We start from the raw sequence: 25,584 nt of genomic DNA, 5'->3' as shown, positions 1-25,584 counted from the left end.
ATGAATGAAATTTGACCTGCATACGCATCATTTCCGCTGTGGACACGCCGATGGAAATATACGCGATTACGTAGAAGCTGGTATATCGGCTGGACTTGCCGCCATTGGCATATCCGATCATACTCCCTACTTCGGCAGCGAAGAGGAGCAACCCTTCCCGAAGATCGCGATGGCCAAAGCAGAGCTTCGTCATTATGTACAGGAAGTTCTGGATATTAAGAAGGAGTATGAAGGAAAAATTGATGTCCTGCTCGGCATCGAATCCGATTTCTTTCCTGAAGTTGCACATATCTATCATGAGACGCTCAGCAAGTACCCCTTCGATTATATCATCGGTTCTGTACATAGCACCGGCGGTGTGAGCATTTTTAACAAAAACAGATGGAAAGGTCTGGACAGTCGGGAAAGTCTTCAGGTAAAAGAAGCTTATTATGACCTGATCCGGCAATCCGCGAGAAGCGGCATGTTTCAAATTCTTGGGCATATTGATGCCATGAAGGGAAATTACCCTGCATTTGCCGACATTCCTGCTAACATGGCTATAGATGAGACCTTAAAGGTCATTGCTGAGGAAAAAATCGCGATTGAGATCAACACTTCAGGGAAGACCAAATTATGCGGGGGCTGGTATCCTGCTGATGAGATTCTGGAGAGAGCCCATTATTACGGTGTATATGTTACGTTCGGATCTGATGCGCATAAGCCGTCTCGTGTTGGAGACGAATGGGAGGAAGTCCGCACTAGACTGATAGAGATCGGATTTAACGAATGGGTGTATTACAAACAGAAGCAAATGCAGATTGTTCCCCTTTAATACCACGAAAAAAACTGTCAGGCCGCATACTGCGGTCTTTTTTTATGTAAAAGAGCAAAAAAAGTGGACCCGCTTCTCAAATAAACGGGTCCCAACAGCATTAAATTTATATTATCAAAAAGGGGGTCATGTCAATAAGTTTACCCGCTCACTGTTAGAGTTAAGTTTCAGTAATATTTCATTTGTGTAACAAAGTACACTATTTACATTACGACTGCCGCGCATCCGCTTTGGGTGGTGAAACCATGGTTTTGACAGTGACCGACCTGTTTACAATTAGTATTCCGCTGACAACCAGCGACAGTGAAATACCAACCCAGCCGGACATCTGCTCCCCAAGCAGAATGGAAGATAATATTACGCCAAATACCGGTATCAGGAATAAATACATCGATACACGCCCGACATCATTATATTTCATAATCGTATTCCAGATTCCGAACCCTACAGCTGATAGTACGGATAGATACAATAAATACATCAATAGAGTGCCGTTAATTGGAAAAGGGGCTACGCCGACCATCGGTACAGAGACCACAATGAGCAGAAGCCCTCCAAGCGCCATCTGTCTTCCCGTTAAGGATAACACGGGCTCATGTCTGCTCTCCTGCTTCGCCAGCACATTCCCCACACCACCAAAGAAAGCAGAGCCTAGCAGTAACAATTCTCCCCAGCCAAAGGAGAGACTGAGATCCCCTTTTCCGATGCCAACAGCAGCAATGCCTAAGAATCCCAGCAGCAATCCGGTGATCTTCATTACTGTCAGGCGTTCTGCTGAATTCACGAAGCGTACGGAGAGCATTTGAAACAAGGAGGTAGATCCCACTATGATGGACCCTTGTATCCCTGTGCTGTAGCTGAGTCCTACATACAGCAGTAAATATTGAAGAAAGGTTTGAATGAGGGCCAGACGAGACAACCTTCCTTTTCCAAGCTTATTTAGCTGCTCTTTTTTCCCTTTTCTTCGGGTTACCAAATAATGAAATATAATAAGCAGCAGACCTGCCAACGTAAACCTATAGCCCGCAAACAACCATTGGGCTCCGTAATCCGCAGCAACAATACCCAAATCTTCATAGCCGATCTTTATAATCGGCATCGCACTTCCCCACAGCATGGTAGCAACAACTGCACTAACTACGATCCCTGCGGGATGTCTAAACCATTGTTCGATTTTCATAATGTACCTACTTGAATTCATTTTATAATGCCATTCGATTTTATCTTTTTAGTTTCAAATTCATCTTTTGGATAAGTTATGAGTTTGAATTACTTTTTCAAAGTGACTGTTCTTTCACATATACGAGTACATCCTGTCCATTTTTTTGAAACAAAGAGAAATGCTTATGTGTCCGAACAAGCTTCATTCCGTTCTTGATGAGAACCTTCTGGGAGCGCTGATTATGTTCTTGGCATTTGCCTTCAATTCGCTGAAGTCCGAGCTCCTCAAAGCCGAAACGGATCATTCGTGCAACAGCCTCCGTTCCGTACCCCTGACCCCAAAATCTGCGGTCAAACATATATCCGATCTGTGCTTCTTTCTTGTCTTCCTTCCACTGCTGAAATGAGATAACCCCGATTAGCTCATTATTTTCAAGGAGACATATGCCGTAATGAACCGATTCAAGTCTCGCTCCGGATATCCATATTTCCTTAAGCAAGCGCCTAGCCCGAAGCTTTGTCGGCAAATGTACACGATTCAAATACTTTATGACCTCTGTGTCATTCAAGAAACGAAAGATTGCTTCATCATCGCTCGGCGTAAGGCCTCTGAAGAGCAAGCGCTCTGTCCTCAGCACCGGCAGTCCTCGTCCTAGCGCAAGCTTCGTGAACATGACAGTAAGCTCCTATCGTCCATTATCTTTATTTTTGTATACCGTGATAAACACCCGTACGAATTTCATTGATATGAAGATCCATATCCGGGGCACCCGAATAAATAGGATAAGCGCTCATGACCAAGCCGACACGCATGCCACTCAAAATGGATTCCTTCCTTCGGAAACAATGGCGATTCGTTCCATCTTATCATTTCCTTTCTGTTATTGTTCGTTCCGCTGCACTTATTCATGTGCATATAGGATCAATTGATTCATATTACAGATGTATAATCGTCAGCTCAGGCTTGCATAGGAAACGGATCGGCAGCTGGGTCATACCGACACCCCGATTTACATAGACGGGCATGGATGCCCCTTCTTCTCCGGTGTAGTAAAGCCCTTGAATATACTTGTGCGAGCCGCGCGGTGTCGTCAGAGCACCGACAATAGGAGCTCTCACCTGACCTCCGTGACTATGTCCGGACAATTGCAGATCATAGGCGTATCCAGACGAAATATCGGCGTAATCCGGCTCATGCATCAGGAGAAGCGTAAATGTGTCTGCCTCCAGACCATCAAGTGCGGCTGACGGATCAGGCACACCGTTCAAGGCATCATCCAGACCCGCTACGCCAATGATGTCCCCATTTCTCTCTACCGTAACATGCTCATTAACAAGTAAGGTAAAGCCGGCATCATGATACAGCTTTGCAAGCTTCTTATACTCCCGTCCCCGGTAATCATGATTGCCGAGCACGGCATATTTGCCCAGAGGGGCCTGCATGGATTTGAGCAGCGGAACACACTCTGCCATAGGTTCGGCCTTCGCCTCTACCATATCTCCAGTAAAGCAAATGATATCCGGAGACTGCTCTCTAACCGCCTTAGCCAATCGCTCCATATCCGATTTATCCATATGGAACCCCAAATGCATATCGCTGAAATGGGCAATTCTCATACCCCGAAAGCTCTGAGGCAATCGGGGGAGTGTAAGGTTCACATGCTCCACTTCGAGATTCCGCGGCTCCCACAGCCACGCGTATCCTCCCGTAAACAGACCGGCACCAGCGGTAAGCCCCAGCTTCATGATCTTCTTCAAGAAGCTTCTGCGGGAAGGATTGTGCTGCTTGGCTTTACCAGGGAAAATGGCCGGAACAGTCTCACTTCCATCCTTGGGACGTTCAGGTTTATGCTCTGGATCCCTGTTCGGGCGTGGTGTAAATTCCAAGGCGTAATTTCCCCTTTCTAATGAAATGCTATAGCCGTCTCTGTGTCCTGAGCCACTCCGCAGCATAATCGACCAGTGTACGCTGTGGTGCCAGGAAGCAGGGGGCCTTCCTGATATGAGCTCTCGCGTATACTGAGCCGTCAGCCTGCTCATAATCATGTCCCAGCTTATCAAAATCATCGGAGCTGATATTATAATCACGATAGGTGATCCACTGCTTGCTGCCTTGTACAAGGACAGGAGCCTGCTGTTGAATTTCCTTCCTCCCTTTATATTCCGTTCGGTACTCAGCCAAATGAAGTGAAGTATTCCGATCGTGACCGCATCCAATTAACAATACATAAGCATCCGCATCGTACAGCCGGGCAAGGGGTGATCTCTCGCCCAGCGGATAATCATAAGCATGGTTCTCTATAATATAGGGTGCCAGTCGTCCCCACGCCGCAAAAGATACATGCGGATGCAAACTACGCATTGCAGCTTTGCTCTGCCTGAATGCATCAACAATAGCACCCATTCCAGAAGTTTCTGTCATTTCCGGGTCATAAGCCGGCATTTCAGCACGAATAAGCTCCCACCACTTCGGGTCTGCAGGAGGGTTCATCCAGGTGGATGGGTCCGTTAGATCCATTGACTGCGTCGGCATGACAAGCGTGCCTTCCGGGCCCAGCACATCCTGCAGAGCAAGGACTACAGAAGGAGCTCCCCCCGGAATCCATCCGCCGAAGCTCTTCAAGGAGGAATGCACAATCAACGTCATCCCGGCTCTGAGCCCCAGCTCATAGAGTCCTTCGCCAATTTCTGTCCGGGTCACGGGTCTGTCTATTATCGGTTCCGTCAAATGTATTGCACATCCCTTCCTCAGTTAGTTCCGATTATAGCACACTCCGAGTCTCTGTATGGAGTCTGGCGGGCATGGCTCTGCCAATATAAAGAACTCCGTCTTCAGCTTCAAGACGGAGTTCTTGCAATTCATATCGTCAGGCGGGGCCTTATGCCCCCAGCCAACGTTTAAACATATGCTTCGTCGTATCCTTGTTCATCTCTGCGATCGAGGTCGTAAGCGGAATGCCTTTTGGACAAGCTCTTACACAGTTCTGCGAGTTACCGCAGCCTTCAATTCCTCCATCCTCCATGAGCGACTCCAGTCTCTCTTCCATGTTCATCTCACCTGTTGGATGAGCATTGAACAAGCGGACTTGTGAGATCGCTGCTGGACCAATAAAGTCTGTCTTGTCATTCACGTTAGGGCATGCTTCAAGGCAGACACCACAGGTCATGCACTTGGACAGCTCATAAGCCCACTGGCGCTTCTTCTCCGCCATCCGCGGGCCCGGTCCCAGGTCATAGGTTCCGTCGATCGGAATCCATGCTTTGACCCGTTTAAGAGCCTTGAACATGCGATCTCGATCAATAACCAAATCTCGTACTACCGGGAAGGTCTTCATCGGCTCAAGCCGGATGGGCTGCTCCAGCTGGTCCACGAGTGCAGCACATGCCTGGCGCGGTTTCCCGTTAATAACCATAGAGCATGCACCACAGACTTCCTCAAGGCAATTGGAGTCCCAGCATACCGGAGCAATCTGTTTGCCCGAAGTATTCACCGGATTGCGCTGGATTTCCATAAGCGCACTGATGACGTTCATTCCGGGGCGGTACGGAATCTCAAATTCCTCAATATAGGAAGGAGAGTCCGGTTTATCCTGGCGGGTAATTACAAACTTTACACTTTTCACTGTTTGTTTATTAACAGCGGTTTCTGCCATGATGGTTCCTCCTTACTGTTTATAATTAAATCTTGTTGCTCTTATTTGTCTTTCGAATAGTCACGGATACGCGGCGGAATCAGAGATACGTCAACAGGCTCATACGAAATTTCCGGACCGTCCGGCGTCCATTTTGCAAGACTCGTCTTCAGGAAGTTCTCATCATCCCGATCCGGGAACTCCGGCTTGTAATGCGCCCCGCGGCTTTCATTACGAAGCAATCCGCCCAATGTCATCGCTTCAGCCAGCTCCAGCATATTCCACAGCTGTCTTGTAAAGGATGCACTCGTATTGTTCCAGCTCGATGTATCGTTCACGTTAATGTTCCGGTAACGCTCTTTTAATTCCTTAATTTTGCCGATGGTAGCTTCAAGACGGTCATTGTAACGGACAACCGTCATATTGTCCTTCATCCAGTCGCCGAGTTCTTTATGAATAACATAGGCATTCTCTGTGCCCTGCATTTTGGTAATGCGGTCGTATTTGTCAGCCTGCTGCTTCTGATGTCTATCGAACACGGAAGAGGAAACATCCTGTGCCGATTTCTTAAGTCCCTTGATATATTCAACCGCCTTAGGACCTGCAACCATTCCTCCGTAAATAGCAGATACGAGAGAATTGGCGCCAAGTCGATTGGCCCCGTGGTACTGGTATTCACACTCCCCTGCAGCAAACAATCCCGGAATGTTGGTCATCTGGTTGTAGTCGACCCATATGCCGCCCATAGAGTAGTGAACCGCAGGGAAGATCTTCATCGGAATTTTGCGCGGATCGTCACCCATGAATTTCTCATAGATCTCAATAATACCGCCGAGCTTAACGTCGAGCTCCTTCGGATCTTTGTGAGACAAATCAAGATAAACCATGTTTTCGCCATTAACACCAAGTTTCTGGTTAACACACACATCAAAAATTTCACGTGTGGCAATGTCCCGCGGTACAAGGTTACCATAGGCCGGATATTTCTCTTCAAGGAAATACCAAGGCTTACCGTCCTTGTAAGTCCAGATACGTCCACCTTCACCCCGTGCCGATTCCGACATCAGTCTCAGCTTATCATCACCCGGTATCGCTGTCGGGTGAATCTGGATGAATTCTCCGTTCGCATAAGTCACACCTTGCTGATACACCGCACTTGCCGCTGTACCTGTATTAATAACTGAGTTCGTCGTCTTACCAAATATAATACCGGGACCACCCGTCGCCAGAATTGTCGCATCTGCCGCGAATGTAACAACCTCCATACTGCGCAGATCCTGAGCCACAATCCCGCGGCATACTCCCTCATCATCAACAACCGCCTGCAAGAACTCCCAATGCTCATGCTTCGTGACGAGCCCTGCTGTTTCCCAGCGGCGTACCTGCTCATCCAGCGCATACAGCAGCTGCTGGCCTGTTGTCGCACCTGCGAATGCGGTACGGTGATGCTTAGTGCCTCCGAAACGGCGGAAATCGAGCAGTCCTTCCGGTGTCCGGTTAAACATAACGCCCATCCGGTCCATCAGGTGGATGATGCCTGGTGCGGCTTCGCACATTGCCTTAACCGGCGGCTGATTAGCCAGGAAGTCACCGCCATATACGGTATCGTCAAAGTGAACCCACGGAGAGTCGCCCTCCCCCTTGGTGTTAACTGCGCCGTTAATACCACCTTGAGCACATACGGAGTGAGATCTTTTGACAGGTACAATGGAAAATAGATGAACGTGGACTCCTGCTTCTGCAGCCTTGATTGTTGCCATAAGTCCTGCAAGACCGCCGCCCACGACGATAATGTTGGATGTAGCCATTTCTAGTTCACTCTCCTCTTACAGCTTAGACTGTTACTTTCAACGCTTCGATTACAGCAGATACATCAAATTCCACAGAGCGGAATGCAAATATGGATGCAACGAACATAATGGAGCAGACTGCGAACAAGCTCATGCATACGTATGACGATACTCGCTGTGCACGAGGACCACGCGTAATTCCCCAGCTTACAAGGAATGCCCATAGTCCGTTGGCAAAGTGATACGAAGCTGCCACGACACTAATCAGATAAATAATGAAATATACAGGATTCGTTACAATGCTGTGCATCAGTGCGCCAAGCTCATCGTGGCTCACCTCGCCCAGAAATACCTGAACGCGTGTCTGATAGACGTGCCAGATAACGAATACAAATGTAAGGACGCCGGATATACGCTGCAGCGTATATCTCCAGTTGCGCTCATTGTTGAACCTGCCAACGTTCGGCTGGGCCTGATACGCAATGTACAATCCATACACACCGTGATACAGCATAGGCACATAGATCACGAAGATTTCCATGAGAAGCACCAGCGGAAGGCTGTTGATAAAGTCTACTGCCGACTGGAACCTCTCCGGCCCGCCTTCAACGGCTGCAAAGTTCGAGAACATGTGCATAAGGAAAAACACACTCAGAGGGATGAGGCCTAGAAGCGAGTGAATCTTTCGGGCGTAGTAACCTTTCATAAACTGACTTTCCCCTTTCCATGTACAGCGTTTTCATATTTGAATTTAGAAGATAAAATGAACGAAAGCTCCTGCTCCCCGTCTAGAAAAAATATAATGCACAGGGAATGGCTCATGAAAAGTTCATGATGTCTCCGGTTCAAATGATCTGGACTACACAGTGACCTTCAGTTCACTAAGCTCGACAAATTTCTAGTTTTTGCTTAACTTGTGAACAACCTGTGTCGCTTTTATGTTACTCTTTTTTTTCTTATAAGGGAATTGCAATATAATTATTAAATGTTATAACTATAGGGTATAAGGTATATACGTTAATAAACGCTGAACAGGAGGATGAAGCTTCTATGTATGAAGAAATGCAAGCATTTGCCGCTGTTGTTGAGCAATCCAGCCTTAACCAAGCCTCCAAGCTGTTAAACTTGTCGCAGCCTGCTCTGTCCCGCAAGATCGCCAAACTGGAGGATGAACTGGGCGTTACCCTTTTTAATCGTGTTGGCAAAAGATTGGAGCTGACTTCCATCGGAAGACTTGCTTATGATTTTGCGATTGAACAGCAGCAACAGCAGCTGAAATTTCTGCAGGCGCTGGCCCAATTCAAGGACGACACGGACAGCGCCATCACACTGGGTGCCAGCTTAACGACCCTGCAGACGACACTCCCTCCGCTGATCACGGCATTTATGGACAATCATCAGCATGCGGAGATCAAGCTCGTTACAGGCAAGACCCATGAGATTGTATCGAGTGTGCGCGACAAGCAGGCTGATGTAGGCATCGTCGCTTCCTCCATTAACGAGCCGGGACTGAACTGTCTTCCTCTCTTCGATGACCATCTCGAGCTCGTTGTCGCAAGCACACATCCTCTTAGCGGACAAGCATCCAAAATGGATGATCTGCAAAAAATGCCGATGATCACCTTCTCAAAGGGTACCTGGTATCGTAAATTAACGGATGACCTGTTCCATAGATCAGGAGTCATGCCGGATATTCGGATGGAGATTGATTCCTTTGAAGCCATTGTGCGTCTGCTTCCAACCTGCAAGCTTGCCGCCCTTCTCCCCAAATCCTACTTAAGGCCACAGCTGCTTGCAGACAACGACTTGGTAACAGTTCATATTCCTGAGCTTAGACAAACAAGACGTACGACCTGCATGATCTATGGACAAAAAGAAGAGCTAAGCGCGACAGCCAAGCAGTGGATTCACGAGATACGTGAATATTTTGCTGCTAGGCGCGGTTAGCTCGGATATATTCTTACTGGCTGATGACTTCCTCGTCAAAACGATCAATGTTGTCATTGGTCCCTATAATAATCATGATATCTCCCGTGTGCACATGATCGAGTGCAGTCGGTGCAATAATTACACCTTCATTCTTCTGAAGTGCGACGATGCTGCAGTTGTATCTGGCTCTTGAATTCAGCTCGGAGAGTGTTTTGCCATCCAGGCATTTCGGAACCGTCATTTCTACAATGCTGTAATTGTCGGACAGGTCAATGTAATCGAGCAGATTCGGTGTGACAAGCTGATGAGCAACCCGTTTGCCCATGTCTCTCTCCGGATAAATAATCCGGTCCACACCCAGCTTCTCCAGCGCCCTGCCATGCAGCAGCGAGATCGCTTTGGCAATGACCTTTTTCACACCAAGCTCCTTCAGCAGGATGGCGGAAAGAATACTCATCTGAATATCATCTCCAATTGCCACGATGCCGCAGTCAAAATTACGGATTCCCAGTGAACGGAGCGTATCCTCATCCGAAGCATCCGCGACGACCGCATGGGTCAGAAACTCGCTCATGTCATTGACGATCTCCTCATTGCGGTCAATACCCAGGACTTCATAACCATTCTCTACGAGTTCCATTGCCAGACTGGAACCGAAGCGGCCGAGTCCAACAACAACAAATTGCTGATTTTTCATAACGTTAGTCTCAAATCTCCTCTTTAGCCAATAATAATCTTGCCTTCTGGGTGTCTATACAATTCTTTGCTCTTTCTATTGAGCGCATAAGCGAGCGTCACCGGACCCAGACGGCCCGCAAACATCGTCAGGCAGATCAGCAGCTTCCCAATGGTTGTCAGCTCGGGTGTAAGCCCCATAGACAGCCCTACCGTAGCAAATGCCGATGTCGTCTCAAATAAGATCATAAGGAACCTTGCATCTTCCGTAGTGGATAGAATCATCGTTACCCCCACTACCGTAAGCAGCGATATCATCGTGATTGTCAGCGCCTTTGTAATTCGCTCCTGAGCCAAACGGTAGCGGAACATCACCACATCGTCTTGGCCTCGTACCATGGATAACACTGCACCGACGAGGATGGCAAATGTCGTTGTCTTGATCCCGCCTCCAGTGGATCCCGGAGAAGCCCCGATAAACATCAGCACGATGATGAAAAACTGGGTTGCCTGACGCAGGCCCGCGATATCAAGCGCATTTGCTCCGGCTGTCCTCGCCGTAACCGATTGGAAGAAGGAAGCGAGAATCTTCCCGCCTGCATCCAGTCCGCCCAAGGTCTTCGTGTTGCTAAATTCCAAGATAAATACAACTATTGCACCGAAGACGACCAGGAAGCCTGTTATCGACAGCACTACTTTTGAATGCAGTGACAGGGTTCGCTTCTTTCTTTTTCGCAGCTCAAGCACATCTGAGAGAACGACGAATCCAAGTCCACCCATAATGATCAGCGCCATCGCAGTTAAGTTGATAAACGGGTCATCTACATACATCGTCAGACTACGATAGTCGCCAAAGATATCAAAGCCCGCATTATTAAACAATGATATCGAGTGGAATATGCCAAAATATACTGCCTTGCCTATGCTCATATCGAAAGACCATCTGAGTGCAAACACAACAGCGCCTGCTGCTTCAATCGTCAGGGAATAGAGCAATACTTTACGAACCAGCTTAACAATGCCTTCAATAGAATTCTGGTTGAACGCTTCCTGCAGTATCAGCCTTTCCCTCAATGAAATCCTCCGCCTGAATACGATGGCAATCAAAGTGGTCATTGTCATGAATCCCAGACCGCCGATTTGGATCAGAAACATGATGACGACCTGACCAAATATTGAATAATCATATCCGGTGTCCAGTATGACGAGTCCGGTTACACATGTAGCAGATGTCGCTGTGAACAGCGCATCAACGAATCCTACGCTTTCTCCGTTCGCGCTCGAGACGGGCAGCATCAAGAGAATGGTGCCAATCAGGATAATGCCGGCAAAGCCAAGCACCAAAATCTGCGGTGGATTCAATTTGAAAATACGGTGCTGCTCGTTAAGCACAGATTCACCTCGTTCTATGTTCCTTTCAATAAAAAAGAACCAACAAGCCCTTAAAGTCGAGGTCTATTGTATTGGTTCCCCTGTTTTCACTTTAGGATTCAGCTTATTGCCTCTCGTATGAAGTTCAACCACGATTATAAGACTTTCAAGAAAGTGAGACAAAATAAAAAACACCTTAATTTCACTAAAAAAGTGCAAAAATGAATATACTTCTTTAAAGTCAACATATTATGAAACATTATTGGACATTTTCAAGCCAGTAAACCGCTTTCTCAAGGATTTGCTCTATTCATTGGCTTTGAGACAGCGGCATATGCTATCTTTACTGTATGTAAGCTGAACTATCTCAAGTAAGAATGGAGGAATGACATTGAATCGACCAGGGCAGCCTTTAGTGCTCAAACCGAACTATAGCTTGCTCGGGGTGCTCGCGGCCATCGGCCTGATCTTGTTTTTCATATTTCAGATATTGCCGGGAACGTCTATGCAGTCAACTGAACAACAGACAGCGAAGGTAATCAGCAAAAAAGAAGCATACCAAGCCGCCTTTCAATATGCCGAGAGTGAACTCGGACTAAACGATAAGATTTTGTTTGAGGATGTATTAGTTACATACCAGTCACGTTCCGAATTATACGGCTATCTGGTTAATCAGAAGCTGCTTGAGCAGTATGACAAAGAGTTTGAGGAACAATATCCGTATGATGTATATCGGGTAAGACTCCCCGATCAAGACTCAGGGGGATACCTAAACGTAGATGTTCACATGAATACCGCGAAGCCTGTATCCTATATCCGGGAATCACCTGATTCCGACTACCAGACGAACAAACTAGTTCCTGAATCAGAAGGAAGAGCCGCACTGCTTCGGTTATCCGAAGGCGGAATTTCACTGGAAGATAAGGTGAGTCTCGCTGTCCCCGTTCTATCTGAACTGGGCTATAACGTAAATGCACTAGAGCTTGAAACGACAGAATCCGATCCGGGTCTCGTCTACGCAGATCACAGCAAGGAGCTGGGTGAAAGCACACTGAAGCTTCATTTCACTTACGAGAATGGCGATATTCGTTCATTTGAACCCGAGTTCTCTGTACCTGCCGATCACACAGCGTATGTGGCTAAGGAAACGGCCAGAGCCAACCTGATGACGCTTGCAGGCTATGGTTTATTCACCTTGCTGCTCGGTGTGCTCGCCATCGTGTACAGTGTACTGACGAGAGCCTATACCTCCTTCAAAAGAGGAATCTGGTTATCCATTCTGTATTTCCTGTTCTCCATGATCGGTACAATTAACTTGCTTCCAACATTCCAAGCGGAAGGTTATTCTACCCTTATGCTTGTCATCTTGTTTGGAATCCAAACCTTGTTTACGCTAGCTATGACCGCTCTTGTATACTTCTCTCTGGTTGCAGGAAACGGGCTCTGGCGAAAAGACGGCTACAATCTATGGGGAAGGGCCAGGGAGCCTGGATATGGCCATTATGTGCTTCACAGCATGTATTCGGGTTACTTATGGGCATTTATACTGCTTGGATTGCAGTCCGTCATCTTCTTCGTGCTTGAAAAGGGGCTCGGCGTATGGTCTACCACAGATGCCAGCCAATCCCCTTATAACATGGTCTATCCGTGGCTTATGCCCATTCTTGCCTGGATGGCCGGAATTGGGGAAGAAGCCGTTTACCGTTTATTCGGTATCCGAATCTTCAAGAAGATGGTACGAAGCACCGTGCTGGCCGCGATGATTACGTCTCTCATCTGGGCGTTCGGTCATACGCTGTATCCGATCTACCCTGTCATCACAAGACCGATCGAACTCACGATTATCGGCCTTGTATTCAGCTTCATTATGATCAAATATGGCTTCATCACTGCTGTATTCAGCCATGTCATCTTTAACAGCATTTTGATGGGCATCAGCTTGCTCGCCATGCAGGATGCAGTGAATATAGCTGCTGGAGTATTCTGGATGATACTTCCTGCCATCGTGGGTTATGTCATTTACCGTTATCATTCGGGAACCAAAAAAGAGAAGCCGATATTTACGGCTCCTCATCCTGAAGAGAGTCAATAATAGTTTGGGCGAGCTTATCGCCAATAGATAGAGGCCGGAAGTCTTCAATGCTGGCCTCTTTAATTTTGCGCAGAGATCCAAAATGCTTAAGCAGCATCTTGCGTCGTTTCTCGCCAATACCCGGTATGGCATCCAGACGGGAAACAACCATCGATTTGCCGCGCTGCTCACGGTGGAATGTGATGGCGAAGCGGTGAACCTCCTCCTGAATGCGCTGAAGCAGGTAGAACTCCTGACTGTCCCGCGGCAGTTGAATGACTTCGAACGTATCTCCGATCATAAGCTGCGATGTTTTATGCTTCGCATCCTTGACGAGCCCGCATACTGGAATATATAACCCCAGTTCATTGTGAAGGACATCCAGCGCTGAGGATATCTGACCACGACCGCCATCGACAATGATCAGATCAGGCTGGGTCAAATTCTCCTTGAGTACACGCTCATACCTGCGACGGATAACTTCACGCATCGTTTCATAATCATCCGGTCCTTTAACGGATCGAATCTTGTATTTGCGATACTCTTTTTTCTCTGCCTTGCCGTCAATAAAGACGACCATTGCAGATACCGGATTTGCTCCTTGAATATTGGAGTTATCAAACGCTTCAATACGGCTGAGAGTAGGTAATCCAAGCGCTTCTCCCAAGCGCTGGGCGGCTTTTGAAGTGCGCTCCTCTGTCCGCTCGATCAAACGGAATTTCTCATCGAGAGATACCTTCGCATTCTCGGTGGCCATCGAGACCATTCGATGCTTCAATCCCCGCTTCGGGATGAGCACCTTGATATCCAGCCATTCTTGAAGTAGTCCGGCCGCACTGACGGGATCGTCGATTCCGCTCGTCTCTTGATCTCCTAAGGCAGCCTCGTCAGCAATTACAACGGCTTCCTCCTGTTCCTCCTCAGGCAGCAAGGGAAGGAGTATTTCCTTCGGCAATGCCGGATTGTCGCTGTAATACTGGGTCACAAAAGAAATGAAGTCCGCATACGCATCTCCGTAAAAAGGAAAAGAGGTGGAATGGCGCTCGATCATTTTGCCCTGGCGTATATAAAGAATCTGTACACTCATCCAGCCTTTGTCTACCGCAAAACCGAACACATCCCTGTCCTTGGTATCGGCCGTCGTGATCTTCTGCTTCTCCATCAGGGCATCAATCGCGATAATCTGATCGCGCAGTTCCTTTGCCCGTTCGAAGTATAGATCCTCTGCCGCTTCCTCCATTTTCTTCTGGAGATCCTTCTTGATCTCCTCGTGACCCCCGCTTAGGAAGGAAGCGATCTCTGTGTTAATACCTTCGTAGGTTTCTTTATCAATCTCTTTGACACAAGGCGCAAGGCATTGTCCCATATGATAGTACAAGCACACTTCCTTCGGCATGACTCCGCATTTACGCAGCGGATACATCCGGTCAAGCAGCTTCTTCGTCTGATGTGCTGCGTAGGAGTTCGGATATGGACCGAAATATTTTGCCTTGTCCTTCAGCACCCGGCGTGTGACTTCCAGCTTTGGATGCCGCTCATTCGTTATTTTCAAATATGGAAATGTCTTGTCATCCTTAAGCAGCACATTGTAACGAGGCTGATGCTTCTTGATTAGATTCAGCTCCAGCAGAAGCGCCTCTTTGTTACTGCTTGTTACGATGTATTCAAAATCCCGAATATCCGCAACAAGCCGCTGCGTCTTCCCGTTATGGCTTCCTGTAAAATAAGAGCGCACCCGATTCTTCAGCACCTTGGCTTTCCCGACGTAGATGATCGTTCCCTGGTCATTCTTCATCAGATAACAGCCAGGCAGATCGGGCAGCAGCGCCAGCTTGTGCCTAATCTGCTCTAACGCCTTCTCCTGGTCTTGGATATGGCTCAGATGTGATTCCATCTTACTCAGCTCTCCCTCCCTGTAAAACTGTACAATAAAATCTATATAATAAACGTTAAATTGGAATATTTAAGTGCATCTGCAAAAGGGACCAAATAACGAATGCATGTTCCCTATGTTATAGTATAACTTCTTTCCTCGTACGATCAAGTACTATCCAGTAGTCTTCATCTCAAACTGCAAGTTCCATGAAAAAACGCCCCAGGCTATCATGCCGGAGGCGTTACCATCTAAATTCCTTAAGCTAATTAGTGCTTGGAAATCAGATTTTTCAGGTTTTCCTTAGAGTTCAGACCAACCACTTTGTCAACTGGTTGACCGTCTTTGAACAGGATCAGCGTTGGAATGCTCATTACACCGAAACGGGAAGCCGATTCAGGGTTCTCATCTACATTCACTTTTGCGATCTTGACATCATCGCCTACTTCACCAGCAAGCTCTTCCAGAATAGGAGCAAGCATTTTACAAGGACCGCACCAAGGCGCCCAGAAATCTACAAGAACCGTACCTGTGCCTTCAACCTCAGTGTTAAAGGATTGATCGGATACATTAACAATAGCCATGAAATATGTCCTCCTTATATATACTGCGTAGTTATCATTGAACTTCATATCGTTCTGGTAAACGATGAGTTCATTATAGCACAACGACTTCCGTAAGGAAATACATGCATATGCATATATTTTGCGAATTGTTTACAAATGTTTCCGGTTTCACGAAATCTTTACAAGTGTTTCCTGTTGTGGTTATACTTATATTGTTTTAGTACGTAAATGGAGGAGGGCAGCATCATGGAACCAAACATTGTCAGACCGTACGATCCAAGGTCCCATGTGAACGAAGAACCTCGTAACGATCTCTTCGATCTCATTGGCGGATTCGTCGGCATGTTCGTGCTGATGACCGTTATCTTTTTCGGTATGGTTATCATTAAGTTCCTGATGACATAGGCTTTCTATAGAAAGCTGCATGACCCAAGCCAAAGTCTGATTCGTCCGCTATTACGGGATGATCAGACTTTGTTTATTGTGCCCGCAAATTCTAATTTCATTAGCTGCCTTCAGCTACCGATGTTTACCACGCTGATTATCCCCACGTACAGGCACCACATCGACAAAAGGACGAATCCGGTCCATTAATCGTTGTCCCTTATGCCGTTCTTCCCCGTCTTTGCTCGTAAAGCTCAGATGCTGCTCCAGGCTCTCCATATTATAGTTCGAAGTATAGAACGTCGGCTTGCGGTTCATACGATAGTTCAGAATCGAGCCCAGTACATGATCCCGTACCCAAGGGCTTAGGTTCTCTGCTCCGATGTCATCAAATATGAGCAGATCGCAATTCTTTAGCATTTCTGTCGTTTCCTTCAGCTTCTGTCCATCTTGGAACATGGATTTCAGATCCTCTACAAAGTCAGGCATATAAACAATCACGCCAGTGAACCCTTCAAGTGCCAGCTCATGCAGCAAATATCCCATAAGGAATGTCTTGCCTGTGCCAAAAGAGCCTTCAAGGTACAGTCCATGCGGCGACAACCCGTTCTGCTTCGCTTCATTGACGTAGCGGAATACTTGATTTACGGCAGGCGCCCGCTGCAGATCTTTTCTCAAAATTTCGGCAACGTTATACCCTTCACTCAAAGCGCGTTCATCCACATAGAAGCTCTGAATGCGCTCCTTAACCTTTTTCTTGTGCATTGCTGCGAGCTGCAGGTTACAGGGTGTTTTTTTATCTATAATTTCAGGCTCACCATTAAAATGCTCAACTGACAATTTCGAATAATGTCCTTCGAAATCATTCGGGCAATTCGCAAGACCTGGACAATTCGCACAATTACTGCTGTCTTTGGCATACTGAAAAAACTTGGATAATGAGAGCATAAACCGGGTGTCATCAACCTCAGGGTTCTCTTCCAAGAACCGGCGAACGGAAGGATCGGCCTTCAGCTTGTCCGCAATGGCATGAGACTGTTGACGAAACGACGGATTCATCTGCTGTAATATTTGTCCTAGCGGTCCCATCCTTAGTTTGTGCCCTCCCTTCTTGTCTTGAAATATATATTGCTAGAATTCATTCTTCTTTAGCGGGTTGACTTCTTCGCCTGCATTTCCTCTGCATAGCGAATCATCTCTTCGAGTTCCTCTTCGGTAACCGAAGCACCGTCTCCCGTATCTTGAACAATAGGAATGTCCGGCTTAGACCTTGCCTGCTGAGAAGCATAGCCTCGCGCACGTCCCGGTCTTTGAGCCTTCTCATTCGGTTTATCCTTGCTGCCTTTGAACTTCGACTGGTCACGAATATACTGTACCGCTTTTTCATAAGTATTGACCTGCTTGAGCAGCATATTGGAAGCAATGGCTTCCACAAAATTACGATTGATACGCTGTTCACTTCCAGATACCAGCAAGGTCATCAGATAATGGATCAATACATTAATGACTTCGCCTGGAAGCTTGTAGCTAAGGTCTACTTTTTCGAATATGTCAATGAGATTGTCGGGTACCGAACCTGGGAAAAAGGTTTGCAGCAAACGCAAATAAGGTTCATTACGCAGCATCATGTTGTACTGGTGAATATCACATTTAGAAGAGAATTGAGGCGGCACTTCCAAATAATATTCCATCTCTACCACATGCTCGACTGGAGGCTCGTCTGCCTGCTTGCTGTCGAGCGCCTGCCGCATGCTGACCACTTTGGCTGCGTGGATGGACCGCTCTTCCTTCCGCTTCTTCCCTTGCCTGAACATGCTGCTAGCCAGCTCCTGCAGACGATCCAGTATAATCTCCCCACGGGTGTTAAATACTTCGTCCTCATCAAGTAGTCTGCATACATCCTGAATACCAAGGTCATATTTGTGTACAACATAATTCACGAGTCCAAGCTGATCCGGCTCGAATCTAAGCTGCTCAACATAACGCCGATTGGCAGCTTCTCGTGGAAAGCGCAAAATAATATCCGCATAGTTCAGCTGGTCATTCTCAGGCACAGCCGGCGTACTTGCCTCAGATCTAGCACTCGACATCTCGGATAATGCCTGCTCAAGCTCATAATCAATGACATGGGTATTCAGCTCAAATATATCGTAAAACGGGACAGAGATATTCTCCTTGTTCGCTGATGGTGTTCCTGCTTCCTCGGCATCTTCAGTCCAAATCTGCGATCTCAGTGCAAGGACTGCAAACTTGCCAATCTTATCTCTCAGCAGCAGCGTCAGATGCTGTGTCCGAAAAAATTCACCGGGAGACAAGGGAGGAAACAGCTCATACTCATAGGTATATTCATCTGTCTCAGGTATATAAACTCGGGAAGTCTGAAGCAGCCCTACGGCTTCAAGCTTGGAGGTTTGCTCCATCAAATACTTGCGTCCTTTATCACTGGGCTCGAGTCCCAGTGCCAGGAACAGCTTGCGCTGCTGCTCCATCGTGGAGAAGCCGATTTGATCTGCTCTGACATGCTGAAATAACAGCCTGTACAAGCTAATAGCAAAGGCCCCCGCCATGGGCTGATATGCGGAGCTGAGCATCCGTTCGTCCAGGCTGCTAAGTCCAAACTCGCGGAAAACGCAGTATCGATGATTCTCGGTAAAGTGCAGCATGTTCTTCATGCGCATCGCTCATTTCTCCTTCTTCCGAATAATAATGTTTCTCTATTCTATCATAAAAGACGGCAGCTTAAATCTTCAAAAATAGCCAATTTCCCCGCTTAATCTTTCCGCTATTTCATCTTATACGACATTAATCGACCATTCTTCTATTTTGAAAGCTACGGTTTACTATTGTACTCTATCATTCTATGAAAAGTGAACCCCTATATGACAAAAGAGCCTCTTTCTTCATCCAGAAAGAGGCGTCCTGCGATAATTATTGATTAAAACATTCGATATCCACCAAGCCTTAGCTTCTTAATTGTCCACCCGCTCATAATTGCTCCAACAAGCCCAGCAATACCTGTTAAATAATCAACAAGCCGATATGTACCGAGATGTGCACCAAGGCTCATACTCTCCTGATCCCACATGGTAAATATAACGACAGGAATCAGCACAATGACAAACAAATAGGAAGGAAACCACGTTGTCTTCATCAGCATATTCAAAATGAAACCAATCCCAAACATCATGACAAAAAATAAAACCATGAGAACAAGTACAGGTAAAATCTGCATCCGTTCACCTTCCCCCTCTTTCTGCCAATTCATGTATGCAAGCCCATAATAGATAATAATTAGTTTAACTCAAATGCGTGGTACAGGCAATGCGCTCAACCTCAAAAAAAGCGCACTTAATGAGATCTTCATTTGCCCAGCCGCTTTACGCTTTGATACAATATAGCTGCATGCACCACTAAACGAAAACTCTTTTACAATAAATATTCCAATCAGGAGTGATGAACAGATGAGCGAAGCAGCTTTAACTCTCGAGGGCTGGTATGCCCTTCATGATTTCAGATCGATCAACTGGGCGGCATGGCGTGCGGCTGACGATGAGACCCGCGCGGTTGCCACCGATGAATTACAGGAATTTCTAAGCGCCTGGGCAGCGGATGAGGAATCCGGCAAGGGAAGCTCTACCGTATATACAGTAGTAGGCCAAAAAGCCGATTTCGTCATGATGCATCTGCGTGAAACGCTAGAAGATCTTAATGCCATCGAGAATGCCTTTAACAAAACAACATTTGCCCAATTTACGACGAAATCCTATTCTTATGTCAGCGTAGTTGAGCTTAGCAACTATCTAGGCAAAGATGAAGATCCAATGCAGAATCCACAGATTGTTGCCCGTCTGAAGCCTGTTCTTCCGAAGAATCAATACATTTGCTTCTATCCTATGAACAAAAAGCGGGATCTCGGTGACAACTGGTACATGCTGTCCATGGACGAGCGCAAGACAATGATGAGAAGTCACGGTATGATCGGCCGCAGCTATGCGGGCAAAGTGAAGCAAATCATTACTGGGTCTGTCGGCTTCGATGACTGGGAGTGGGGAGTAACGCTGTTCTCAGACGATGCTCTTCAATTCAAGAAGCTGATCTATGAAATGCGTTTTGATGAAGTCAGCGCACGTTATGGTGAATTTGGTTCCTTCTATGTAGGAAGCCTGCTGACACCGGAGTCATTTGAAGCCATGCTTAAGCTGTAAGCTTACAGAAAGAGGACGCACTGCATACTAACCTGCAGTACATCCTCTTTTTTGGATAGCATCGCCCTTTAATCCTCATCTTCCTCTTCGAGCTTCTTCAGTGATTCCAGGAACTCCGCCGTTGCACGGTCCCGATCCCTGCTCTTCTCCTTTAATCGCTCGATGGCCGGCAGAATAAGAATGTCAACTTCCTTCTGAACAATATAAGATAGATCATAACGGTCTTGTTCTTCCAAATAGCTGCCTACTTCCATTAGTGCATTATACCGATTGAGTTCCTCTCTTGTGAGCAGCCCGCGTACTTGAACACTGCAATGTCTCATAATTTTAAAAGAACCTTCCTTTTTGAATGACGAGCGGGATTCCGCCGATTTTATATAAATACCTGATATCTACTGCTTTTTTGAGCTGGGCAGCCTTCCAGCCCTTCCACTTCTTCCCGTTCACTACAGCGATTGCTTCTCCCTTGCCAAGTGAAGCTACTGTCCCCTTATGATTAAATCTGAATTTCTCTAGCGATTTGCCCCGGATCAGCAGAGAAATATTTTTCGCGCAATTGACCCCTTGCTGTATCGCCATCTGCGCCGTAGGCGGGTAGGGCCGTCCCTCTGCACTCATAATGAGAGAGCTGTCTCCAATAATGAAAATGTTATCGAAGCCAGGCGCTCGCAGGTATTCATCAACGGCTACGCGCCCACGTGTCACTTCAAAGCCTGCCTGTTCCACCAGCCTGTTGCCTCTGATTCCTCCGGTCCATACGACAGTCGAAGCTTCAATGTACTCTCCATCCCCGATAATAACTCCCTCGGGCAGGCATTCTTTAATAGGAACACCTATACGCAGTGATACACCCTTGTTCTTCAGAACCTTCATCGCATAATCGACCAATTCCTTATCAAAGCCCGGAAGCGCCGTCGGAGCTGCCTCAATATTGTAAAGGTGTACAACCCCTGGATCGACGTCAAACTCCTTGCATAGGCGTGGAAGACGGTCGGCCAGCTCAGATACGAACTCTACGCCGCTGAAGCCCGCACCGCCAACAACAAAATTCATTCTGCTGGACTTGCTGTCATTTTTGTAGCATGCAAATTGATATTCGATATGTTCCCGTATTAGCCTTACTGAATTAATGCTGCGAATCGTCAAAGCATGTTCTCTCATCCCGGGGATTCCGAATGTTTCCGGTTCACCTCCGAGACCAACAACGAGGACATCGTAAGACAAGGTACCATCTTCCAATATCACTTTCTTCTCATGCGGCCTAATATCCTTAACAGCGGACTTCACAAGATCAATCTTGAATTCATCAATCAATTTGGATATGGGTACTCTTGCGCGCTCAATCGAGTCGGTCCCAGCGGCCGGCATATGAAGATGCGTGGTTATATAATGGTAGTCATGCCGATTTACGAGAGTAACATCTGCTTCGTTATAATTCAGTTCCTTTTGAAGTCGCTGCGCGGTTAATAGACCCCCGTAGCCTGCGCCAAGGATGACAATCTTAGGAATGCTGCTCATGCGCTTACCCCTCCGATATTGTTTCAACTTCTATAGAAGGAACCAAAGTCAGTATTATCAGGTTATAATTATGTAAATCTTCATAACAACTGAATCGATTTCATCCTCAGCTTGATTGAGACAAGAAATGGATTCAACCAGATAGAATGAACAATAGAGCTCATTGGCCATGCCTAAGAACGACGCCTTTCGAGCATTATTGTTCGTTTCTTTAGTTCAGTCTATCTACCTTCAAAATTCTCCTTTAGTCCGCTCTATATCTATGGCCCATCCTTTCCCTGAAGTACAAGTTCACTATGGGCTCGGCTCCTTATCAATCCAGCTGTACACATCCACCTTCAAATACATTCTAAAAGAGGGTGTAATTCAATTCCTATTCATTAAAACGACAACTTATGTCATGTGGTTGCATCAATTTCATAATATAACGAAAGAGTGAATCCAATTGATGCGATTGCAAAACTATTAAAATAAGCCTAAACCCTTTAAAAATCAAGTTATTTTTTCATGCAACAAAAATGATAGCGATACGAATCGAAAATAGCAAGTGAAAATATAATCGTTTTCTGGGTGAAAATTATAGGGAAAGTTGTATATTGTTCTTTGCAACGAACAAGAGTAGTGTTTATAATTGATAATGACTATCAAATAGACGATATTAATTCGTGAATATAATATGAAAGGTGTGTTTTACAGGTGACGACCCTAGAATCCACACAAGATATAACTGATTTGCTCATCATCGGCGGCGGTCCCACAGGGATGTTTGCTGCATTTTACGGAGGTATGCGCCAAGCTTCGGTAAAAATCGTAGAGAGCATGCCCCAGCTGGGCGGACAGCTTGCCGCCTTATATCCGGAGAAATACATCTATGATGTTGCCGGATTTCCAAAGATAACAGCTGGCGATTTAGTCAGCAATCTTCTGGAACAAATGAAACGGTTCGATACCGATATCCGTCTTGAGGAGAAGGTACTTTCTGTTGAGAAAAAAGAAGAGCGGCATTTTGTCGTAACGACAGATAAAGACGTTCATCATGCCAGAGCGGTTATTATTACCGCAGGTGTAGGCGCATTCGAACCTCGTAGACTGGATCTTGAAGGTGCAAGCAAGTTCGAACAAACGAACCTTCACTATTTTGTAAGTGACCTGCAGCGTTTTGCCGGCAAGAAGGTGCTCATCAGCGGAGGAGGAGATTCTGCAGTCGACTGGGCGCTTATGCTTGAGCCGATCGCGGAGCAAGTCACGCTGATTCACCGCCGCGATAAATTCCGTGCGCATGAACACAGTGTAGAGAATCTAGTGGCATCCAAAGTCAATGTAGTGACTCCAGTAGAGATTACAGAGCTTCATGGTGAAGACCGCATTACGAAGGTAACGCTCTCTCATGTCAAGACAAAAGAAACACAAGAGATTGAAGTTGACGATGTGATTGTAAACTTTGGATTCATCTCTTCTTTAGGTCCGATTGCGGAGTGGGGAATTGAAATTAACAGCAATTCCATCGTGGTTGATACACGTATGGAGACAAGTATTCCGGGGATCTTTGCTGCCGGTGATATTACAACCTATGAAGGTAAACTGAAGCTGATTGCTGTCGGATTCGGTGAAGCGCCAACCGCAGTTAATAACGCCAAAGTCTATGTGGACCCAAATGCGAAGCTGTCTCCTGGCCACAGCAGCAACATGAAGCTGTAAACTATAAATGCATAATTTTGCAACAAAAAAGGGTATCTTACTCCTGAAACTAATCTCAGGAGTGGATACCCTTTGTCATATGTGTGCCCAATATGTAACGGTCTAGATTCCGCACCATTGTTACTTTGTCCTAACTGCCATCAAGAAACCGTAGATTGCGGACTGCAGGAAGATTATGCCGGACCTTACAGTCCCTATGTCGCATCTTCCCACGATCAAACGATACCAGCCGCCGACAATCATTGTTTACACTTGATGCATTGTCCCCATTGTCTGACGGAATTCTCTTATGCAGTTGATACCTGGTATGTGCCTGACAGGATCTGACCATTCACAACTGAGAGGATTTCTAGTGCAGAACGGCAGATACGTCGGTATGCAAACTACGCTTGTGGATTTCTTCTAACAATAATGCTATGAAATCGACATCAAGCTGAAGCTCGATTGCCATATGGTAAGAATCGAGCAGCGTCTCATCTGAGAGCATAGCCATGTGTTGGCACAACCTTTCCTATTTATTCCTCAAAACTATCATATCAGAGAATAAAAAGTAGAACAAGCGTTCCTGATATCCACACCCACTTGTGGAAATCCTGTGTATAAATTGTTAATAATTATGATAAATCTATATTTTTGGCAAGTGGATTATGTGGATAATATTTATACACAGGTCATTTAATCTGAAAACTTTCTCAAAAAAAATTTTTTATCTAGATAGATTTGATAGATTTACTGGGGTCTTGTGTTTACTTCCAGAATCCAGATTTTTCCTGATTGGTCAAGTCCATAATCAAAGCCCAATTGTCCAATTCCCGGGAACCTTTCTTCTAAAATGGTCGTACAGACACGTGTTAAATTTCGCATCTCCTGCTGTTTAGACCGAGCGCTGATGTGAGGAAGTGACTGTTGTAATGCCAGCCGCCCCTTAATTAGGGTTCCGCCCTTGCACACATTCGTTATGAGGAGACCGGGTCGTGCCAGCCTTCCGAGCATTGCTGTGACCTTCCATCCTGTCTCTTCTTTGACAAATTTGACCCGATAATCGATCGGTCTGCCTCCGATCTGAGCCAGCACAATTCCACGCTGGATAAGGTAGCTTCTCTTCTTCTTTGCTCTGAGGAGTGAGGCGTACATATGATCAAAATCGGAAAACGTTAGTCTTCGCGACAATTTAGTGAACGAATAACCTGCTTCCTCGCGTTTGACACGGATCACACCAGCTCCTCCGCCTCCATGGACGGGCTTAACAAACACCATTCCGTATTTTTGTAACATATTTTTCAGATGCTGCTTGGTAAACAAGCAGGTTTCTGGGATATGATTAGCAACAGAGGCATTGCTCAGGAGTACTTGTGTCTTTATCCACTTACTTCCGATCGTCAAGCTCATTTTCTTCCCTCTCCCCTCTATTCAAGATTGCAGGATGAACTTAAGCGAGGTATATATTTATATAATATATTGGCGGAAGTCTTGCTTCTCTTGTATGTATGCCTTTGTGGAGAGCCTGTTTTGATTAAACTTATAGAAACAAATAAAACAGAATAAACCCTGGAAGGGAGCACTAACTAAAGTGGCACAATTTATTGAAAGTCTATACGGGGTCGCATATTTTGCCATCGTTCTCGTACTTGTTGCTGTAACGATTCTTACTTTCGTAACAGGCATTAAATTTATTCGCGATAAGAAACACATCGGTTTTGGCATCGGCTGTATCGTATTCTCACTCATCTTTACAGGCATTTTTATCAGTGTTATTGATTTCATTACTTCCTGATGCGTTACCGGTGATGTGCAAAATATCCGCTTTCTCCTACCCGGAGAGGCGGTTTTTTGTTTAAGCTCTCTGTTTAAGCTGTTACAATATAGTACATATATTTAAACATGGAGATTTTACATA

General features: G+C 46.2%; 25 protein-coding genes. 7 read left to right on the top strand and 18 right to left on the bottom strand.

The features are described from left to right. The first annotated feature begins 4 nt into the window (after nucleotides 1-4). On the top strand, nucleotides 5-814 hold the full coding sequence (locus tag ACFQ3J_RS22330; protein WP_091161114.1) for a histidinol-phosphatase: 810 nt from the start codon (nucleotides 5-7) through the stop codon (nucleotides 812-814). Nucleotides 815-1,022: 208 nt separating this feature from the next. On the opposite strand, the gene ACFQ3J_RS22325 is transcribed toward ACFQ3J_RS22330, so the two are convergent. The 7 genes from ACFQ3J_RS22325 to ACFQ3J_RS22295 all read right to left on the bottom strand — a co-directional run bounded on the left by ACFQ3J_RS22325 (nucleotide 1,023) and on the right by ACFQ3J_RS22295 (nucleotide 8,103). Next, the gene (locus ACFQ3J_RS22325; protein WP_251584139.1) at nucleotides 1,023-1,994 is read right to left on the bottom strand and encodes a DMT family transporter; all 972 of its coding nucleotides are present in this window, start codon (nucleotides 1,992-1,994) and stop codon (nucleotides 1,023-1,025) included. Between the two features lie 97 nt (nucleotides 1,995-2,091). After that, nucleotides 2,092-2,649, bottom strand: coding sequence for a GNAT family N-acetyltransferase (locus tag ACFQ3J_RS22320; RefSeq protein ID WP_251584137.1), 558 nt, complete (start codon nucleotides 2,647-2,649; stop codon nucleotides 2,092-2,094). Between the two features lie 262 nt (nucleotides 2,650-2,911). Then, nucleotides 2,912-3,862, bottom strand: a complete 951-nt coding sequence (locus tag ACFQ3J_RS22315) for a metallophosphoesterase (RefSeq protein WP_251584136.1) — start codon at nucleotides 3,860-3,862, stop codon at nucleotides 2,912-2,914. A 28-nt stretch (nucleotides 3,863-3,890) separates the two neighbouring features. Continuing rightward, nucleotides 3,891-4,703 carry an aminoglycoside N(3)-acetyltransferase gene (locus tag ACFQ3J_RS22310; protein ID WP_251584135.1) on the bottom strand — a complete coding sequence of 271 codons (813 nt, stop codon included), beginning with the start codon at nucleotides 4,701-4,703 and terminating at the stop codon, nucleotides 3,891-3,893. A 151-nt stretch (nucleotides 4,704-4,854) separates the two neighbouring features. Further along, entirely contained in the window at nucleotides 4,855-5,628 is a 774-nt protein-coding gene (sdhB, locus tag ACFQ3J_RS22305) for a succinate dehydrogenase iron-sulfur subunit (RefSeq protein WP_091161121.1), read from the bottom strand. A gap of 41 nt (nucleotides 5,629-5,669) precedes the next feature. Next, complete coding sequence (gene sdhA / locus ACFQ3J_RS22300) at nucleotides 5,670-7,415, bottom strand: succinate dehydrogenase flavoprotein subunit (RefSeq protein WP_251584134.1); 1,746 nt, start codon at nucleotides 7,413-7,415, stop codon at nucleotides 5,670-5,672. A gap of 25 nt (nucleotides 7,416-7,440) precedes the next feature. Beyond that, nucleotides 7,441-8,103, bottom strand: a complete 663-nt coding sequence (locus ACFQ3J_RS22295) for a succinate dehydrogenase cytochrome b558 subunit (protein ID WP_091161125.1) — start codon at nucleotides 8,101-8,103, stop codon at nucleotides 7,441-7,443. Between the two features lie 344 nt (nucleotides 8,104-8,447). Here ACFQ3J_RS22295 and ACFQ3J_RS22290 point away from each other — a divergent pair, with 344 nt between their 5' ends. Then, entirely contained in the window at nucleotides 8,448-9,344 is an 897-nt protein-coding gene (locus ACFQ3J_RS22290) for a LysR family transcriptional regulator (protein ID WP_251584133.1), read from the top strand. 13 nt (nucleotides 9,345-9,357) lie between these two features. Here ACFQ3J_RS22290 and ACFQ3J_RS22285 read toward each other — a convergent pair whose 3' ends face one another. Further along, nucleotides 9,358-10,023 carry a potassium channel family protein gene (locus ACFQ3J_RS22285; protein WP_091161128.1) on the bottom strand — a complete coding sequence of 222 codons (666 nt, stop codon included), beginning with the start codon at nucleotides 10,021-10,023 and terminating at the stop codon, nucleotides 9,358-9,360. Nucleotides 10,024-10,046: 23 nt separating this feature from the next. Beyond that, the gene (locus ACFQ3J_RS22280) at nucleotides 10,047-11,393 is read right to left on the bottom strand and encodes a TrkH family potassium uptake protein (RefSeq protein ID WP_251584129.1); all 1,347 of its coding nucleotides are present in this window, start codon (nucleotides 11,391-11,393) and stop codon (nucleotides 10,047-10,049) included. Between the two features lie 370 nt (nucleotides 11,394-11,763). Between ACFQ3J_RS22280 and ACFQ3J_RS22275 the strand changes: the two genes are divergently transcribed. Further along, nucleotides 11,764-13,464, top strand: coding sequence for a CPBP family intramembrane glutamic endopeptidase (locus tag ACFQ3J_RS22275; RefSeq protein ID WP_251584128.1), 1,701 nt, complete (start codon nucleotides 11,764-11,766; stop codon nucleotides 13,462-13,464). Here the strand turns inward: ACFQ3J_RS22275 and uvrC are convergent. After that, a complete protein-coding gene (gene uvrC / locus ACFQ3J_RS22270; RefSeq protein WP_251584127.1) occupies nucleotides 13,433-15,337 on the bottom strand; it encodes an excinuclease ABC subunit UvrC in 1,905 nt (634 codons plus the stop codon). The genes ACFQ3J_RS22275 and uvrC overlap by 32 nt on opposite strands. Nucleotides 15,338-15,585: 248 nt before the next feature. Continuing rightward, on the bottom strand, nucleotides 15,586-15,900 hold the full coding sequence (trxA, locus tag ACFQ3J_RS22265) for a thioredoxin (protein WP_047913576.1): 315 nt from the start codon (nucleotides 15,898-15,900) through the stop codon (nucleotides 15,586-15,588). A gap of 228 nt (nucleotides 15,901-16,128) precedes the next feature. Here trxA and ACFQ3J_RS22260 point away from each other — a divergent pair, with 228 nt between their 5' ends. Then, nucleotides 16,129-16,287, top strand: coding sequence for a YqzM family protein (locus tag ACFQ3J_RS22260; protein ID WP_091161132.1), 159 nt, complete (start codon nucleotides 16,129-16,131; stop codon nucleotides 16,285-16,287). 114 nt (nucleotides 16,288-16,401) lie between these two features. Here the strand turns inward: ACFQ3J_RS22260 and dnaI are convergent, their stop codons facing one another. The 3 genes from dnaI to ACFQ3J_RS22245 form a co-directional block, all read right to left on the bottom strand. Further along, nucleotides 16,402-17,355, bottom strand: a complete 954-nt coding sequence (gene dnaI / locus ACFQ3J_RS22255; protein ID WP_091161134.1) for a primosomal protein DnaI — start codon at nucleotides 17,353-17,355, stop codon at nucleotides 16,402-16,404. 59 nt (nucleotides 17,356-17,414) lie between these two features. Then, a complete protein-coding gene (locus tag ACFQ3J_RS22250) occupies nucleotides 17,415-18,944 on the bottom strand; it encodes a DnaD domain protein (RefSeq protein WP_091161136.1) in 1,530 nt (509 codons plus the stop codon). A 257-nt stretch (nucleotides 18,945-19,201) separates the two neighbouring features. Further along, complete coding sequence (locus tag ACFQ3J_RS22245; protein ID WP_379294034.1) at nucleotides 19,202-19,531, bottom strand: YuiB family protein; 330 nt, start codon at nucleotides 19,529-19,531, stop codon at nucleotides 19,202-19,204. A gap of 196 nt (nucleotides 19,532-19,727) precedes the next feature. Between ACFQ3J_RS22245 and hemQ the strand changes: the two genes are divergently transcribed. Beyond that, complete coding sequence (gene hemQ / locus ACFQ3J_RS22240; protein ID WP_091161139.1) at nucleotides 19,728-20,471, top strand: hydrogen peroxide-dependent heme synthase; 744 nt, start codon at nucleotides 19,728-19,730, stop codon at nucleotides 20,469-20,471. Between the two features lie 68 nt (nucleotides 20,472-20,539). On the opposite strand, the gene ACFQ3J_RS22235 is transcribed toward hemQ, so the two are convergent. Further along, nucleotides 20,540-20,794: a hypothetical protein gene (locus ACFQ3J_RS22235; RefSeq protein ID WP_091161141.1), complete on the bottom strand. Its 255-nt coding sequence runs from the start codon at nucleotides 20,792-20,794 to the stop codon at nucleotides 20,540-20,542. Nucleotides 20,795-20,798: 4 nt separating this feature from the next. Further along, the gene (locus ACFQ3J_RS22230; protein ID WP_091161142.1) at nucleotides 20,799-21,989 is read right to left on the bottom strand and encodes an NAD(P)/FAD-dependent oxidoreductase; all 1,191 of its coding nucleotides are present in this window, start codon (nucleotides 21,987-21,989) and stop codon (nucleotides 20,799-20,801) included. Nucleotides 21,990-22,685: 696 nt separating this feature from the next. Between ACFQ3J_RS22230 and ACFQ3J_RS22225 the strand changes: the two genes are divergently transcribed. After that, nucleotides 22,686-23,687, top strand: coding sequence for an NAD(P)/FAD-dependent oxidoreductase (locus tag ACFQ3J_RS22225; RefSeq protein WP_091161145.1), 1,002 nt, complete (start codon nucleotides 22,686-22,688; stop codon nucleotides 23,685-23,687). Between the two features lie 349 nt (nucleotides 23,688-24,036). Here the strand turns inward: ACFQ3J_RS22225 and sda are convergent, their stop codons facing one another. Further along, nucleotides 24,037-24,180 (bottom strand): sporulation histidine kinase inhibitor Sda, encoded by a 144-nt coding sequence (gene sda / locus ACFQ3J_RS22220; protein WP_251584126.1) that lies wholly within the window; start codon nucleotides 24,178-24,180, stop codon nucleotides 24,037-24,039. Nucleotides 24,181-24,416: 236 nt separating this feature from the next. Then, nucleotides 24,417-25,076 carry a YheC/YheD family protein gene (locus ACFQ3J_RS22215; RefSeq protein WP_091161148.1) on the bottom strand — a complete coding sequence of 220 codons (660 nt, stop codon included), beginning with the start codon at nucleotides 25,074-25,076 and terminating at the stop codon, nucleotides 24,417-24,419. 181 nt (nucleotides 25,077-25,257) lie between these two features. On the opposite strand from ACFQ3J_RS22215, the gene ACFQ3J_RS22210 reads away from it, so the two are divergent. Continuing rightward, nucleotides 25,258-25,461 (top strand): hypothetical protein, encoded by a 204-nt coding sequence (locus ACFQ3J_RS22210; protein ID WP_091161149.1) that lies wholly within the window; start codon nucleotides 25,258-25,260, stop codon nucleotides 25,459-25,461. Nucleotides 25,462-25,584 lie beyond the last annotated feature (123 nt).

This window comes from Paenibacillus provencensis (genome assembly GCF_042678545.1).
Lineage (GTDB): Bacteria > Bacillota > Bacilli > Paenibacillales > Paenibacillaceae > Paenibacillus > Paenibacillus provencensis.
This window is presented reverse-complemented; position numbering and strand designations above follow the sequence as displayed.

What these genes read in the sequence shown, in the direction of transcription:
- ACFQ3J_RS22330 (WP_091161114.1), top strand. Translation starts at nt 5, where the DNA reads ATGAAATTTGACCTGCATACGCATCATTTCCGCTGTGGACACGCCGAT.
- ACFQ3J_RS22325 (WP_251584139.1), bottom strand. Translation starts at nt 1,994, where the DNA reads ATGAAAATCGAACAATGGTTTAGACATCCCGCAGGGATCGTAGTTAGT.
- ACFQ3J_RS22320 (WP_251584137.1), bottom strand. Translation starts at nt 2,649, where the DNA reads ATGTTCACGAAGCTTGCGCTAGGACGAGGACTGCCGGTGCTGAGGACA.
- sdhB (WP_091161121.1), bottom strand. Translation starts at nt 5,628, where the DNA reads ATGGCAGAAACCGCTGTTAATAAACAAACAGTGAAAAGTGTAAAGTTT.
- sdhA (WP_251584134.1), bottom strand. Translation starts at nt 7,415, where the DNA reads ATGGCTACATCCAACATTATCGTCGTGGGCGGCGGTCTTGCAGGACTT.
- ACFQ3J_RS22295 (WP_091161125.1), bottom strand. Translation starts at nt 8,103, where the DNA reads ATGAAAGGTTACTACGCCCGAAAGATTCACTCGCTTCTAGGCCTCATC.
- ACFQ3J_RS22290 (WP_251584133.1), top strand. Translation starts at nt 8,448, where the DNA reads ATGTATGAAGAAATGCAAGCATTTGCCGCTGTTGTTGAGCAATCCAGC.
- ACFQ3J_RS22285 (WP_091161128.1), bottom strand. Translation starts at nt 10,023, where the DNA reads ATGAAAAATCAGCAATTTGTTGTTGTTGGACTCGGCCGCTTCGGTTCC.
- uvrC (WP_251584127.1), bottom strand. Translation starts at nt 15,337, where the DNA reads ATGGAATCACATCTGAGCCATATCCAAGACCAGGAGAAGGCGTTAGAG.
- trxA (WP_047913576.1), bottom strand. Translation starts at nt 15,900, where the DNA reads ATGGCTATTGTTAATGTATCCGATCAATCCTTTAACACTGAGGTTGAA.
- ACFQ3J_RS22260 (WP_091161132.1), top strand. Translation starts at nt 16,129, where the DNA reads ATGGAACCAAACATTGTCAGACCGTACGATCCAAGGTCCCATGTGAAC.
- dnaI (WP_091161134.1), bottom strand. Translation starts at nt 17,355, where the DNA reads ATGGGACCGCTAGGACAAATATTACAGCAGATGAATCCGTCGTTTCGT.
- ACFQ3J_RS22250 (WP_091161136.1), bottom strand. Translation starts at nt 18,944, where the DNA reads ATGCGCATGAAGAACATGCTGCACTTTACCGAGAATCATCGATACTGC.
- ACFQ3J_RS22245 (WP_379294034.1), bottom strand. Translation starts at nt 19,531, where the DNA reads ATGAATTGGCAGAAAGAGGGGGAAGGTGAACGGATGCAGATTTTACCT.
- hemQ (WP_091161139.1), top strand. Translation starts at nt 19,728, where the DNA reads ATGAGCGAAGCAGCTTTAACTCTCGAGGGCTGGTATGCCCTTCATGAT.
- ACFQ3J_RS22235 (WP_091161141.1), bottom strand. Translation starts at nt 20,794, where the DNA reads ATGAGACATTGCAGTGTTCAAGTACGCGGGCTGCTCACAAGAGAGGAA.
- ACFQ3J_RS22230 (WP_091161142.1), bottom strand. Translation starts at nt 21,989, where the DNA reads ATGAGCAGCATTCCTAAGATTGTCATCCTTGGCGCAGGCTACGGGGGT.
- sda (WP_251584126.1), bottom strand. Translation starts at nt 24,180, where the DNA reads ATGGCTATGCTCTCAGATGAGACGCTGCTCGATTCTTACCATATGGCA.
- ACFQ3J_RS22215 (WP_091161148.1), bottom strand. Translation starts at nt 25,076, where the DNA reads ATGAGCTTGACGATCGGAAGTAAGTGGATAAAGACACAAGTACTCCTG.